We start from the raw sequence: 12,435 nt of genomic DNA on the forward strand, positions 1-12,435 counted from the left end.
GGCATCTCTTTTCTTTTCCGCCGCTTCCGTCCGAACGATCGGTGGCCCCCTCTTCAACACCCCGTCCGGATCGATTGACACGCTGTCGAATGATAAGCTATGATGAGTAACATTACTACCATTTCGGGAGGATTACCGAGCAAATGAAAGAGAACAACTGCAAAATTCTCGACTGCACAATCCGTGACGGTGGCCTCGTCAACAATTGGGATTTCAGCGTCGAGTTCGTACGGGACTTGTACTACTCTTTGGATGCGGCTGGCGTGGACTACATGGAGATCGGCTACAAAAACTCGCCCAAGCTGCTGAAAGGCGCGGATGCCGGCCCTTGGCGCTTCCTGGATGAAGCGTTCCTGCGCGAAGTCATCCCGAACAAAGGCCAGACGAAGCTGTCGGCGCTAGTCGACATCGGCCGCGTCGATGAGAACGACATTCTCGACCGAAGCGAGAGCATGCTGGACATGATCCGCGTCGCTTGTTATATCAAGGATTTGGACAAGGCGCTCGACCTGGTGAACACCTTCAACTCCAGAGGCTACGAGACTTCGCTTAACATCATGGCGCTGTCCCACGTGATGGAGCATGAGCTCATCGAGGCGTTCCGGGAAATCGCGAACAGCCCGGTTGACGTCGTGTACATCGTCGACTCCTACGGCAGCCTGGACCATATCGACTATGGCCACCTGGTGGAGAAGTTCCAGAAGCATCTCCCGAACAAGGTGCTGGGCATCCACGCCCACAACAACATGCAGCTGGCGTTCTCGAATACGATCACGGCGGCCGCTAAAGGCGTGCAGTTCCTCGATGCTTCCGTATACGGCATGGGCCGTGCGGCCGGCAACTGCAACACGGAGCTGCTGGTCGGCTATCTCAAGCATACGCGCTACGAAATCCGCCCGATCCTCGAAGTCATCGAGCGCCGGATGATCCCGCTGCGCGAGAAGGTCGAGTGGGGCTACATCATCCCTTACATGATCTCGGGCATGCTGAACGAGCATCCTCGCGTGGCGATGGCGCTGCGCAATTCCGCGGACAAGGACAAGTATGCCGAGTTCTACGACAAGCTCACTTCCGCCGAAGTGTCCACACAAGAGTAAGCGAACAAGCCTCCTAAGCATCGGCCTTTCTTCCACGGTCGATCGCTGCGGGGGCTTTTTTGTTATCCGACAGGTTACTTTTCAAGTCTCCCATTCCCGCCGCAAACTACCCTTTCCAAGCACTAGAACAAATTGAGTTCCCCTTAGATGTAGGCTATAATAGATAGAATGATTTTGCTAACCAAATGAGGTGCTGGAATGAGTATTTCGATTCAAGACGTGGAGCATGTGGCCAAGCTGGCCCGGCTGGATCTGAACGAGCAGGAGAAACAGACGTTCACGGAGCAGCTGAATGCGATATTGAAATATGCGGACAAGCTGAACGAGCTGAACACCGACGGCGTAGAGCCGACGAGCCATGCGATGCCGCTGGTGAACGTGATGCGGGCGGATGAGCCGAGAGCTTCCTTGCCGATCGAGAAAGTGCTGCTGAACGCGCCGGACGAAGAAGACGGCCAGTTCAAGGTGCCGGCGGTTCTGGAATAGCTTAGCCACGCGTCACACATAGAATAGGAAGGGGAACTCGCTTTGTCTTTGTTTGACTTGAACTTGCAAGAAATTCATACGCGGCTTGCGGGCCGGGATTTGAGCGTGACCGATCTCGTGCGGGAATCGTACCGCCGCATCGGGGAAGTCGATTCGAAGGTGCAGGCGTTCCTGACGCTGGACGAAGCGAACGCGCTGCAGACGGCGGGCGCATACGACAAGCACTTAATGGAAGGCTCGGCTACGGAACGAGGGCTTCTGTTCGGCTTGCCTGCCGGGATCAAGGACAATATCGTAACCGAAGGGCTGACGACGACATGCGCCAGCCAATTCCTGCGCAACTATAACCCGATCTATGACGCGACAGTCATGAAGAAGCTGCGCGCCGGACAAGCCGTGCCGGTCGGCAAGCTGAACATGGACGAGTTCGCGATGGGCGGCTCCAACGAGAACTCGAGCTTCTTCGCCACGCGCAACCCGTGGAACACCGAGTTCGTGCCGGGCGGCTCGAGCGGCGGCTCCGCCGCATCTGTGGCGGCGGGCGAAGTGTACTTCGCGCTCGGCTCCGACACCGGCGGCTCGATCCGCCAGCCGGCCGCTTACTGCGGCGTCGTCGGCCTCAAGCCGACATACGGCCTCGTCTCGCGCTTCGGCCTCGTGGCGTTCGCCTCGTCGCTCGACCAGATCGGCCCGCTGACCAAGAATGTCGAAGACGCCGCCTACGTGCTGCAGACGATTGCCGGTCACGACCCGCAGGACTCCACCTCGGCGAACGTCGACATCCCGGATTACATCTCGGCGCTGACCGGCGATGTGAAGGGCTTGCGCATCGCGGTACCGAGCGAATACCTCGGCGCCGGCGTCCAACCGCAAGTGAAGGAAGCGGTGCTGGCTGCACTCCGGGTGCTCGAAGGCTTAGGCGCCGTGTGGGAGGAAGTGTCCCTGCCGCATACCGAATATGCGGTGGCTACGTATTACTTGCTCGCATCCTCGGAAGCGTCGTCCAACTTGGCCCGCTTTGACGGCGTCCGCTACGGAGTGCGCGCCACCGATCCGGCCAACCTGCTGGACTTGTATCACAGGTCGAGAAGCGAAGGCTTCGGCCCCGAAGTGAAGCGCCGCATCATGCTTGGCACGTATGCGCTCAGCTCGGGCTACTATGACGCCTACTACCTGAAGGCTCAGAAAGTCCGCACGCTGATCCAACAAGACTTCGACAAAGTGTTCGAGAGCTACGACGTCGTGATCGGCCCTACCGCTCCGACGCCGGCGTTCCGGATCGGCGAGCAAGTCGGCGACCCGCTGACGATGTATCTGAACGACATTCTCACCATTCCGGTCAGCTTGGCGGGCATTCCGGCGATCAGCGTCCCTTGCGGACTTGCGGACGGCATGCCGGTCGGCTTGCAAATCATCGGCAAGGCGCTCGACGAGTCGACCGTGCTTCGTGTCGCGCACGCCTATGAGCAGCATACCGATTATCACAAGCTGCGTCCGCAGCTGTAACCTGTTAGGAGGAAGAGGATAGATGTCGTCGGAACAACGCTATGAAACGGTCATCGGCCTGGAGGTTCACGTAGAGCTCCATACCCGTTCCAAAATTTTTTGCGGCTGCGCCACCTCGTTCGGAGCGCCGCCGAATACGAATACATGCCCGGTTTGCCTCGGTCATCCGGGCGTCCTGCCGGTGCTGAACCGCCAGGCGGTCGAGTACGCGATGAAGGCGTCGATGGCGCTCAACTGCACCGTTGCCACGCACAGCAAGTTCGACCGCAAAAATTATTTCTACCCCGACTCGCCGAAGGCGTACCAGATCTCGCAGTACGACCAGCCGGTCGGCGAGCATGGCTGGATCGACATCGAAGTGAACGGCGAGACGAAGCGGATCGGCATCACCCGGGTGCATCTCGAGGAAGACGCCGGCAAGCTGACCCACGTCGACGGCGGCTACGGCTCGCTCGTCGACTTCAACCGCGTCGGCACGCCGCTGATCGAGATCGTCTCCGAGCCGGACCTCCGTTCGCCGGAGGAAGCTCGCGCGTACCTGGAGAAAATCCGAGCTATCATGCAATATTGCGACGTCTCGGATGTCAAGATGGAGGAAGGCTCGCTGCGCTGCGATGCCAACATCAGCTTGCGTCCGTACGGGCAAGAGAAGTTCGGCACGAAGGCCGAGCTGAAGAACATGAACTCGTTCCGCGGCGTCCAGCGCGGTCTCGAGTATGAAGTGCTGCGCCAGACAGAGACGCTGTCGGAAGGCGGCACGATCGTGCAGGAGACGCGCCGCTGGGACGAAGCCCAAGGCAAGACGTTCTCGATGCGCGGCAAGGAGCAGGCGCATGACTACCGCTACTTCCCGGATCCGGACCTCGTGCGGCTGCACATCTCCGACGAGTGGAAGGCGTCTGTCCGCACGACGATTCCGGAGCTGCCGGATGAGCGCAAGCAGCGCTATTCGTCCGAGTATGGGCTGCCTTCTTATGACGCGGACGTCATTACCTCCTCCATGAAGCTGGCGGATTTCTTCGAGACGAGCTTGAGCTACACGAAGGACGCCAAAGCCGTATCCAACTGGATGATGGGCGACCTGCTCGCTTATTTGAATACGAACAACGTCGAGATCGATCAAGTGAAGATCACCGGCCAAGGTTTGGGCGAGATGATCGGCCTGATCGAGAAAGGCACCATCAGCGGCAAAATCGCCAAAACCGTGTTCAAGGCGATGCTCGAATCCGGCAAGCGGCCTCAGCAGATCGTCGAGGAGCAAGGGCTCGTGCAGATCAGCGACGAAGGCGCGATCAAGTCGATCGTGGAGCAAGTCATCGCGAACAACCCGCAGTCCGTGGCGGACTTCCGCGCGGGCAAGGAGAAGGCGATCGGCTTCCTCGTCGGCCAGGTGATGAAGGAAAGCAAGGGCAAAGCGAACCCGGGCCTGGCCAACAAGCTCATTCTCGAAGTATTGAACGGATAAGTTAAGAGCGCTTCGCCTATAGGAAGCTTATAGGGCGGCCCCCGTACGGACGGCGCATAGCGGCAACTATTGCGATCCGGGTCTGCAGGGGTGCCGCTTTTCAAGCATCCACGCGGCAAGCGTTTTCATTTTTCTTTCGACCGATGCAGGTATGTTCGTCTCTGCGCTTCTATACATATAGAGTTACATCGCAATAGAAGGAGGCATTCAGTTGGAAACAGTCGTAAACAGTCCATGGGACATCGATCTGTGGCATATGACGGCGAGATTGCTGCTCGCTGTGCTTTTAGGCGGACTTGTGGGGCTCGAGCGGGAGCAGAACAATCACGCGGCGGGCTTGCGTACTCATATTCTGGTTTGTTTGGGGGCGGCGCTCATCATGCTGCTGTCTATGTATGGCTTCAACGAATTCGTCGATGAATACAACGTGCGGATGGACCCGGCGCGCCTTGCGGCCAACGTCATTACCGGGATTGGCTTCCTCGGAGCGGGAACGATCGTTTTCAACGGCTCCTCCATTTCCGGATTAACGACAGCGGCTTCATTATGGGTAGTGGCGGCAATCGGCCTGGCGGTCGGAGCGGGTTTCTACTACCCGGCCCTCATCTCCTGTGTAAGCGTCTTGCTCGTCTTGTACATTTTGAACAAGGTGGAGAAACGCTACCTGCGCGGACGCAAGCGAACACATGTCGTCCACATTGATATGCCGGATCGTCCAGGTGCATTGGCTGCGGTTTCCGCGGTTTTGGCCAGACGGGCGGTCGATATTCGGAAAGTAGTCATTGAAGAGAAACGGAGAGCCGGCGATCAAGAGCAGATTGCGATTCATCTATCCGTTCGGTTGCCGCGCAACGATGTCCTGCTTCCGGTTACGGATGAGCTGCGTCAAGTGGAAGGCGTGTTGGGAGTGACCATCGAGTGATCGCGTAAAGTCCATACAATTCCAATGCCGTCCGGGACTGTGTCTTCGGGCGGTTCCTGTTTATTTTGGCACAATATGAAGGAGTTTTCTCCTGTCCGTCGTCTAATCCTTCGTTAGAGAGAAAGGTGGTGCAGTCCGTGCTGAAGGCATCGGAGCCCATGGAACCGCCGGCTGCAGACGCCCGGACCGACGAGCAGTTAACCGTAAAGGCAGGAGCAGGCGACAAGGAGGCCTTTCGCGAGCTGGTGGAGCGGCACAAAAGCTACATCTTCACGCTCCTGCTCCAGATGATCGGCCATCGCGAGGCGGCGGAGGACTTGGCTCAGGACGTATTCCTGAAGCTGTACCGCTCGCTCGGCCACTATCGGGCCGAGTCCAAGTTCACGACGTGGCTCTACCGCATCGCCGCCAATACGGCTACCGATTACAAGCGGGCCAAGGCGCGCCATCCGCTCAGCCGGCTGCTGGAGCGGTTGGGTCGCGAGCTGAAGGTTCGACCGGCCGCACACGGAGAGCATGACCCCGCACGGCAGGCGGTGGCCAAGGAAGGGCAGGAGCTTATGCTGCGTCTGCTTGGAGAGCTGCCGGACAAATACAAGCTGATCCTGTTCCTCTACCACTACAGGCAGCTGGCCGTTCAGGAAATCGCCGAGATCGCGGAGATTCCGGTCAAGACGGTCGAGACGCGATTGTACAGGGGCAAGGCGCTGTTGAAGCAAAAATGGATGGAGGCGAATCCGCATGAAACAAGACCCGTTATGGAATGAAATCGAAAGTCGGATGCAGCTGGAGGAGCCTTCCGCCACATTTACGGCGCAGGTGATGAGGCGGCTTGAAGCAGGAGCCTCGTCCCCAAGCGTCCCCAGCCAGCACACACGCAGCCGATTTCATGCGGAGCTGGCGAACGCCCTATTCGCCACGGCGGCTACGTTCCTGTTCGTCGCTACCGGTCTCTGGTCGGCGCTTATCTCGGTTCAAGGGGGCTCCTTCAGCTTGGCCGTTCAGGAAATGGTAGGCCATACGATCGCCCTCGCAGCGAATTGGTTTTAGGCGGTTATCCTTTAAAAGGAGGTTTAAGAAAGTATGACGGAGCATGAGAAACCGAACCCACTGCATACGCCTTATGCTACGACGCGTCCGGAGGGGGTGCCCGGGACGGGCGTGCAGCCTGACGGCACCGCCGAACCGTTCCCGCCTCAACCAGGGTACAACCCTTATCTGTATCCGAATCCATCTGTGAAGCCGCCTCGCGGCAAAAGCAAGTTTCTGGCTGCCCTGCTGGCCCTTATGGTGCCAGGTTTGGGGCATTTCTACATCGGCTATATGCAGCGCGGCGTCATGGTAATGCTGGCGTTCATCCTCGGCATCGTCTCCATCGTCCAGATCTCGACAGGGCCGAATATGAGCGCCTCGGTTGTAACGCTTCTGGCCTTGCTGCTGCCGGTCATTTACTTCTATAATGTGTTCGACGCCCTGCAGCTGGTCGATCGGTTGCGCGCGCATCAATACGGTTATTACAGCGGTCATCCTGCGCAGCCGTTTCCGAGTCCGGAGGAGCCGATTCCGTTCCAGGCGCTTACGAAAGGGAATCGCGCCGGTTGGCTGCTGATCGGAGTAGGGGCGCTGTTCTTTTTTCTCAGCAACAAGCCTTCTTGGCTGACGAGCGCGATCAACACCGGGGGTTCCTATATCGGAGCCGTTATCCTCATCGCCGCCGGCGCTTATTTGTTCCTGCGGAGCAGCGACTCGAAGTAACCGCCCATCAACCTCTAGGAGGAGAGCTTCATGATTCGAGTAGGGAGAATTACGTCGGCGATCATCATGGTCGTTGTCGGCATTATGCTGCTGTACGACCAGGCGGCGGATACGAATTATTTGGGCTACGTGCTGGATTGGTGGCCGCTCATCCTAATCCTGCTGGGGATCGAATACTTGTGGATCAATTTGAAATATCAGAAAAGCGAGAAGCAGCTGCGGTTGGACGTCGGGGGTGTGCTGATCGCGGTTGTCGTGGTGATCGCCGTTGTCGGCGTGACGCAATCGCGATGGCTGCCTACTCAGTGGTTCCAGAATATGAACTGGGAATCGATCGTGAAAGGCGAGCTGGGCAAAAAATTCGAGCTGGACAAGACAACGATTCCGCTGTCCGAGCGGACGGAGAAAGTGGCGATCGATAACCCGTACGGCAGCATAATCGTGAAATCGGGCACCGGAACAGGGCTGGAAATCCAGCGGACCGTCTGGGTGAATCGCAGTGATGAGAAGGAAGCCGAGCGAATCGCCACCGAGACGCAGCTCGTTTATTCGGAGGGCTCCACTCTTACCGTGGTTACGGAGAGCGAGGAGAAAGGCTGGTGGTGGGGGCGTCAGCCTCACATCGAGCTGGTCGTGACGGTTCCGAGCAATCGGGAAGTGAACTGGGTTCTTAAAGGAAAGAACGGATCGATCGAAGCCGCGGACATTCCGCTCAAGGATTTGCTGGAAGCCGACACTTCGAATGGCAGCGTGACGCTTGCGGAGCTGCATGGCGATGTTCAGGTGCGCACGAGCAACGGTGCGGTCAAAGTCAATTCGGTGCAAGGCGCCATCCGGCTTGAAACGTCAAACGGCTCGATTACGGCGCAGGATATTGGCGGAACGGCTTATTTGGAAACCTCCAATGCGTCTATCACGGCAGACCGTATCTCCGGGAAGCTGACGGCCGATACGAACAACGGGCGTGTCACCGTTACCGATCCGTCTGCGGGAATGGAGATCGATACGAGCAACGGATCGGTCAGCGTGAGCTCCCGACAGGTCGGCGGCGACTGGAAGGTGGGCTCGAGCAACGGCAAGGTGGAGCTGCGGCTTCCTTCTACCGGCAGTTATGAAGTGGACGGACGCGGCGGCAGCGTTTCGACCAATCTGCCGCTTGAGGTGAGCAACAACGACAAAAAAGTGAAGGGGCGGATCGGCGGAGGCGAGCATAAAATCAAGATCGAGACTTCCAATGCTGGCATTTCCCTGCAGCGCGCGGATTGACAAAAACGACGCCACAAACGTAAAATATAAGGAAGCTGACATATCTAACAAACTTTGTGGTGGTGAGCAGGATGACATCTCGATTTGAACAAGCACTCGAAAAACTGAAAACGACCGGTGTTCGAATGACCCCTCAAAGGCATGCCATTCTGGCCTACTTGTTGGATTCCATGTCGCATCCTACAGCCGACGATATTTACAAGGCATTGGGCGATCGTTTTCCTAGCATGAGCGTTGCGACCGTATACAACAACCTTCGGGTATTTATCGATTCCGGACTCGTCCGCGAGCTGACTTACGGGGATGACTCCAGCCGGTTTGATTCGGACATGTCCGATCATTATCATGCGATCTGCGACAGCTGCGGCATTATTGTCGATTTCGAGCATGAGCCTCTTCATGACGTGGAAGCGGCGGCGTCCAGGGAGACCGGATTCCAGGTTAGAGGGCATCGTTTGGAAGTGCACGGGCTTTGCCCGAATTGCGCCAAGGTCCACTAGTTTAAATTTACAGTCAGAAAACTTTTCATATCGTGTTCAAGCGACGATTCAAGTATACTAGACGTGCCGGCTTTTTTCCGTGAGGGGAGAACCGGACACGTCTTTTTGTTTGGCCTTTATAGCTTGAGGGAGGGGAAAGATGGAGCTCACTGCAACCGAGATGAGGCGAGTCCGGCCTCCGAGGAGAGGCGCGTTTCGCTTTTGGATCATATTTAGCTTGTTATTGCTTGTAGCGGCTTCGGCCGGAGGCACTTATTATTGGTTTTCCGTCTATTATCCCAGCTCGGAGCGGGCTGAACCCGATTTGGAAGGCAAGAAGAAGCCGATTTATTTCGAAGGCGCGATCTGGAAGGAAGAGGCACTGGGCACGAAAGAAGGCTTGAAGCTCCCGCTTTCGCTTATCCGCGACAAGATCGACCCGACACTCCTCTACGAGGCGGCTTCCGATTCCGTTATCATCACGACCAAGGATAAAGTCATTCAACTCAAAACGAACATGCTGACCGGCATGCTGAACGATAAACCGATCACGCTCCGTTTTCCGGTAGAGAAGTCGTCAGGGAGCGTCTTTTTGCCGATAGAATCGCTGCGTACGTACTACGGTCTCGACATTCGCGAATCCGAGGAGAGCGGCATCGTCATGGTGTATCGAGTGGGCCAGACGATTCAATGGGCGACGGTCTCGCTGCCGAATGCGAAGCCTGGGAAAACCGTGGCGCTGCGCAAGTCTGCGGGCATCAAGTTCCCGATCGTAGCCGATTTGCAGCCGGAGGAACAGGTTTCGATTTTGTACGAGTTGGACGAGTGGTATTTGATTCAGAGGAAAAACGGTATTACGGGCTATGTGCAAAAGAAACATCTTGCAGTCGGCGGTACCGAGAGCATCCCTACGCCTAAGCAGGATCCTCCGTTCGTACCATGGAAACCGGCAGGCGGGAAAATCAATATGACCTGGGAGCATGTAACGACCAAAAATCCGAACACCGCCCAGATCGGTCCGATGCCGGGCTTGAACGTGATTAGCCCTACATGGTTCCACCTGTTGGATGGCGAGGGCAATATTAAGAACTATGCCGATGCGGCTTATGTCAAATGGGCGCAATCGAACAATTATCAAGTATGGGCGCTCTTCGACAACAACTTCGATCCGGCGATTACGACCGAAGCGCTGTCCACGCATGAACGCCGATTGAAGATGATCAAGCAGCTGCTCTCTTTCGCCCAGATGTACAAACTGCAAGGCATCAACATCGATTTCGAGAACGTCAACTTGAAGGACAAGGCGAACCTCACTCAGTTTATTCGGGAAATGGCGCCGCTGCTGCATGAGCAAGGGTTGGTGCTGTCCATGGACGTGACGGTGAAGTCGTCTAGCGAGAACTGGTCGATGTTCTATGATCGTCAAGCGCTTAACGAGTCTTTGGATTATATGATGGTGATGGCTTACGATGAGCATTATGCAGCCAGTCCGGTAGCCGGATCGGTATCCTCGCTCACATGGGTGGAGAAATCGATTGTGCAGATTATGAAGGAAGACAAGGTGCCGCCGAGCAAATTGGTGCTGGGCATTCCATTCTATACCCGGATTTGGACCGAGCAGATGAAGGACGGCAAACCTACAGTATCGTCCAGAGCCGTCTTTATGGAGACCGCTTGGAACGCCGCGAAGGACAAGAAGCTGACACCTGTATTTTTGCCGGAGATCGGGCAGAATTATGTGGAATACAAGGAAGGCGAAGCGCTGAATAAAATATGGCTGGAAGACGAGGTTTCGGTCAAAGCGCGGATTGAGCTGGTGAAAAAATACGATCTGGCGGGTGTGGCGTCTTGGCGGAGAGGCTATGAGGCGCCTGCGATTTGGGATCTGATCCAGACGACGCTGGAGTCGAAGCCGTAACAAAGAAAACCCGGATACCGTGTGCTCGCGGTATGGCCGGGTTTTTGTTTGGTTAGGAGGTTGGAGTCGCCTGCTCCGGCGAGTGTTTGTGATCGTGCGCGTGATCGTCCGCATACTTGGCGTCGAACGTGAGAATCGTCTTGCAGAACATGCAGCGGTCTGTTTTGCCGAGCATCTTGGTCATTTTGTTGCACTCAGGGCAGACGAGAGAGACAGCGCTTGTGGAGAGCATTCCGGCCCAGAAATAAATAATGACGCTGCCGAGCATGACGATCATGCCTAGCACCATGAAGATGGCCGCGATCAGCTTGCCGACCTTGCCCCAATCGAAGACGATGCCGGCCAAACCTACGATCATAATCGCCATGCCGCCCATCGTGAGCAAGAGCCCCCAGAGCCGAAACTCATTGATTTTACTGGATTTGAAAAACATCATCAGTCCTCTTTTCTGCTGGCGTTCCGGATTTCACATTTTGTACGACGCCGAATGCAGGAAACCGACGCCCTAATGTAGAATTGATGTAAAACATCCGTCTTGTTGTTCTCTTACTCATTATAGTCAAGACCGAATCCGTATACAAGGACGATGCCGGATCCTTCACAGCTTGAGCATTGGGACGTGTGCGGACCGACCAGGTGCGTCATCCAACGGATGATACGAGGAGTGATTGCTATGGAATGTCGTATGTATACGAACGGTTTGAAGGAAGACCGAGGCGGCGATACCGCTGATCCTCGGCGACAATGGCTGCAAGTCGAGTTCTCCTATTTTCTGCGGAGCTACTTGCAGAGCAAAGCATTCATGCAAGACGCTTATTTGCTGGATGCTTATCAACAGGTGCTGGAGGCGCTGCAGCATTGGGCGCGCATCGTCATCATCGAGGAAGGTCTGGAGCCGGAGCAGATGGTGTGGGCGCAAGTGCGCAGGGTGAATCCGGGAGTGCACAAGCTGTACGAAGAGATTACGTCCAACGAAGAGTCTCTCGAGCAGCGTGTGAAGCTTGTTTTGCTTGCCTGCGAGTTTGCGATTATGTCGAAGATGGAGAGCTGCTGCTCGGTGCTGCTGGACGTGATTCGCAGCCGGCCGGAGCCGTGGAGTCTCCAGGACTTGTCGGAAAAGCCGGAGCTTCGTGATTTGAAGCTGGATCTGCCGGTGTTGATGGCCAAGATGTCGCGCAAGGAATTGGTTCGCGAGGTGGCGGTATCGGCGGACGACTCGCTGCTTCTGGAATTGAAGTACACAGTATGCTGAAATCGCATTAAACGCCCGGCAGGCGAACAACCTGGCCGGGCGTTTTTTGGTAGTATAATCCATTCGGAAATAAGCTTGACTTTGTTTGCGCTCCTGTGTTAAATTAATTCTCGCCCCTTCAACAGCAGTCGACAGCAAACGATCGGCAGCAAGGATGAGAAAAAAGTGCTTGCAATGAAGTAGGCAAATGTGGTACATTAATAAAGTCGCTGTTCGGAAGGTTGTGAAGCCGACGACGACGAAGATTGTTCCTTGAAAACTGAACAACGAGCGTGCAAGTATAGCGAAT

Annotated in this window: 13 protein-coding genes; 12 read left to right on the plus strand and 1 reads right to left on the minus strand. The window is 56.1% G+C overall.

Features of this window, described 5'->3' with window-relative positions; all coding sequences use genetic code 11:
* The first annotated feature begins 143 nt into the window (after positions 1–143).
* The 11 genes from PKO02S_RS10760 to PKO02S_RS10810 all read left to right on the plus strand — a co-directional run bounded on the left by PKO02S_RS10760 (position 144) and on the right by PKO02S_RS10810 (position 10,894).
* Positions 144–1,097, plus strand: a complete 954-nt coding sequence (locus PKO02S_RS10760; protein ID WP_127582404.1) for an aldolase catalytic domain-containing protein — start codon at positions 144–146, stop codon at positions 1,095–1,097.
* 198 nt (positions 1,098–1,295) lie between these two features.
* The gene (gatC, locus tag PKO02S_RS10765) at positions 1,296–1,583 is read left to right on the plus strand and encodes an Asp-tRNA(Asn)/Glu-tRNA(Gln) amidotransferase subunit GatC (protein ID WP_127582407.1); all 288 of its coding nucleotides are present in this window, start codon (positions 1,296–1,298) and stop codon (positions 1,581–1,583) included.
* 42 nt (positions 1,584–1,625) lie between these two features.
* The gene (gene gatA, locus PKO02S_RS10770; RefSeq protein WP_127582418.1) at positions 1,626–3,089 is read left to right on the plus strand and encodes an Asp-tRNA(Asn)/Glu-tRNA(Gln) amidotransferase subunit GatA; all 1,464 of its coding nucleotides are present in this window, start codon (positions 1,626–1,628) and stop codon (positions 3,087–3,089) included.
* 22 nt (positions 3,090–3,111) lie between these two features.
* Positions 3,112–4,554 carry an Asp-tRNA(Asn)/Glu-tRNA(Gln) amidotransferase subunit GatB gene (gene gatB, locus PKO02S_RS10775; protein ID WP_127582421.1) on the plus strand — a complete coding sequence of 481 codons (1,443 nt, stop codon included), beginning with the start codon at positions 3,112–3,114 and terminating at the stop codon, positions 4,552–4,554.
* Positions 4,555–4,810: 256 nt separating this feature from the next.
* Positions 4,811–5,476 (plus strand): MgtC/SapB family protein, encoded by a 666-nt coding sequence (locus tag PKO02S_RS10780; protein WP_127582466.1) that lies wholly within the window; start codon positions 4,811–4,813, stop codon positions 5,474–5,476.
* Positions 5,477–5,613: 137 nt separating this feature from the next.
* Positions 5,614–6,243, plus strand: coding sequence for an RNA polymerase sigma factor (locus PKO02S_RS10785; RefSeq protein WP_246066916.1), 630 nt, complete (start codon positions 5,614–5,616; stop codon positions 6,241–6,243).
* On the plus strand, positions 6,218–6,526 hold the full coding sequence (locus PKO02S_RS10790) for a hypothetical protein (RefSeq protein ID WP_127582423.1): 309 nt from the start codon (positions 6,218–6,220) through the stop codon (positions 6,524–6,526). The genes PKO02S_RS10785 and PKO02S_RS10790 overlap by 26 nt, the downstream gene beginning before the upstream one ends.
* Before the next feature lie 33 nt (positions 6,527–6,559).
* Positions 6,560–7,231 carry a DUF6677 family protein gene (locus PKO02S_RS10795; RefSeq protein WP_127582425.1) on the plus strand — a complete coding sequence of 224 codons (672 nt, stop codon included), beginning with the start codon at positions 6,560–6,562 and terminating at the stop codon, positions 7,229–7,231.
* Positions 7,232–7,261: 30 nt separating this feature from the next.
* Positions 7,262–8,497: a DUF4097 family beta strand repeat-containing protein gene (locus PKO02S_RS10800; protein WP_127582428.1), complete on the plus strand. Its 1,236-nt coding sequence runs from the start codon at positions 7,262–7,264 to the stop codon at positions 8,495–8,497.
* Positions 8,498–8,568: 71 nt separating this feature from the next.
* Positions 8,569–8,997 carry a peroxide-responsive transcriptional repressor PerR gene (gene perR / locus PKO02S_RS10805; protein ID WP_127582431.1) on the plus strand — a complete coding sequence of 143 codons (429 nt, stop codon included), beginning with the start codon at positions 8,569–8,571 and terminating at the stop codon, positions 8,995–8,997.
* Between the two features lie 139 nt (positions 8,998–9,136).
* Positions 9,137–10,894, plus strand: a complete 1,758-nt coding sequence (locus PKO02S_RS10810) for a glycosyl hydrolase family 18 protein (protein ID WP_246066917.1) — start codon at positions 9,137–9,139, stop codon at positions 10,892–10,894.
* Positions 10,895–10,946: 52 nt separating this feature from the next.
* On the opposite strand, the gene PKO02S_RS10815 is transcribed toward PKO02S_RS10810, so the two are convergent.
* A complete protein-coding gene (locus tag PKO02S_RS10815; protein WP_127582434.1) occupies positions 10,947–11,327 on the minus strand; it encodes a YgzB family protein in 381 nt (126 codons plus the stop codon).
* Between the two features lie 240 nt (positions 11,328–11,567).
* Between PKO02S_RS10815 and PKO02S_RS10820 the strand changes: the two genes are divergently transcribed.
* Positions 11,568–12,146 (plus strand): hypothetical protein, encoded by a 579-nt coding sequence (locus tag PKO02S_RS10820; RefSeq protein WP_127582437.1) that lies wholly within the window; start codon positions 11,568–11,570, stop codon positions 12,144–12,146.
* Positions 12,147–12,435: the final 289 nt, after the last annotated feature.

Origin of the sequence: Paenibacillus koleovorans NBRC 103111 (assembly GCF_004000845.1) — a bacterium.
GTDB classification, from domain to species: Bacteria; Bacillota; Bacilli; order Paenibacillales; family NBRC-103111; genus Paenibacillus_AA; species Paenibacillus_AA koleovorans.

Bases quoted from the DNA above. Each gene is read 5' to 3' on its own strand.
- PKO02S_RS10760 (WP_127582404.1), top strand. From the start codon at position 144: ATGAAAGAGAACAACTGCAAAATTCTCGACTGCACAATCCGTGACGGT.
- PKO02S_RS10810 (WP_246066917.1), top strand. From the start codon at position 9,137: ATGGAGCTCACTGCAACCGAGATGAGGCGAGTCCGGCCTCCGAGGAGA.
- gatC (WP_127582407.1), top strand. From the start codon at position 1,296: ATGAGTATTTCGATTCAAGACGTGGAGCATGTGGCCAAGCTGGCCCGG.
- PKO02S_RS10795 (WP_127582425.1), top strand. From the start codon at position 6,560: ATGACGGAGCATGAGAAACCGAACCCACTGCATACGCCTTATGCTACG.
- gatB (WP_127582421.1), top strand. From the start codon at position 3,112: ATGTCGTCGGAACAACGCTATGAAACGGTCATCGGCCTGGAGGTTCAC.
- PKO02S_RS10820 (WP_127582437.1), top strand. From the start codon at position 11,568: ATGGAATGTCGTATGTATACGAACGGTTTGAAGGAAGACCGAGGCGGC.
- perR (WP_127582431.1), top strand. From the start codon at position 8,569: ATGACATCTCGATTTGAACAAGCACTCGAAAAACTGAAAACGACCGGT.
- PKO02S_RS10780 (WP_127582466.1), top strand. From the start codon at position 4,811: ATGACGGCGAGATTGCTGCTCGCTGTGCTTTTAGGCGGACTTGTGGGG.
- PKO02S_RS10815 (WP_127582434.1), bottom strand. From the start codon at position 11,327: ATGTTTTTCAAATCCAGTAAAATCAATGAGTTTCGGCTCTGGGGGCTC.
- PKO02S_RS10790 (WP_127582423.1), top strand. From the start codon at position 6,218: ATGAAACAAGACCCGTTATGGAATGAAATCGAAAGTCGGATGCAGCTG.
- PKO02S_RS10800 (WP_127582428.1), top strand. From the start codon at position 7,262: ATGATTCGAGTAGGGAGAATTACGTCGGCGATCATCATGGTCGTTGTC.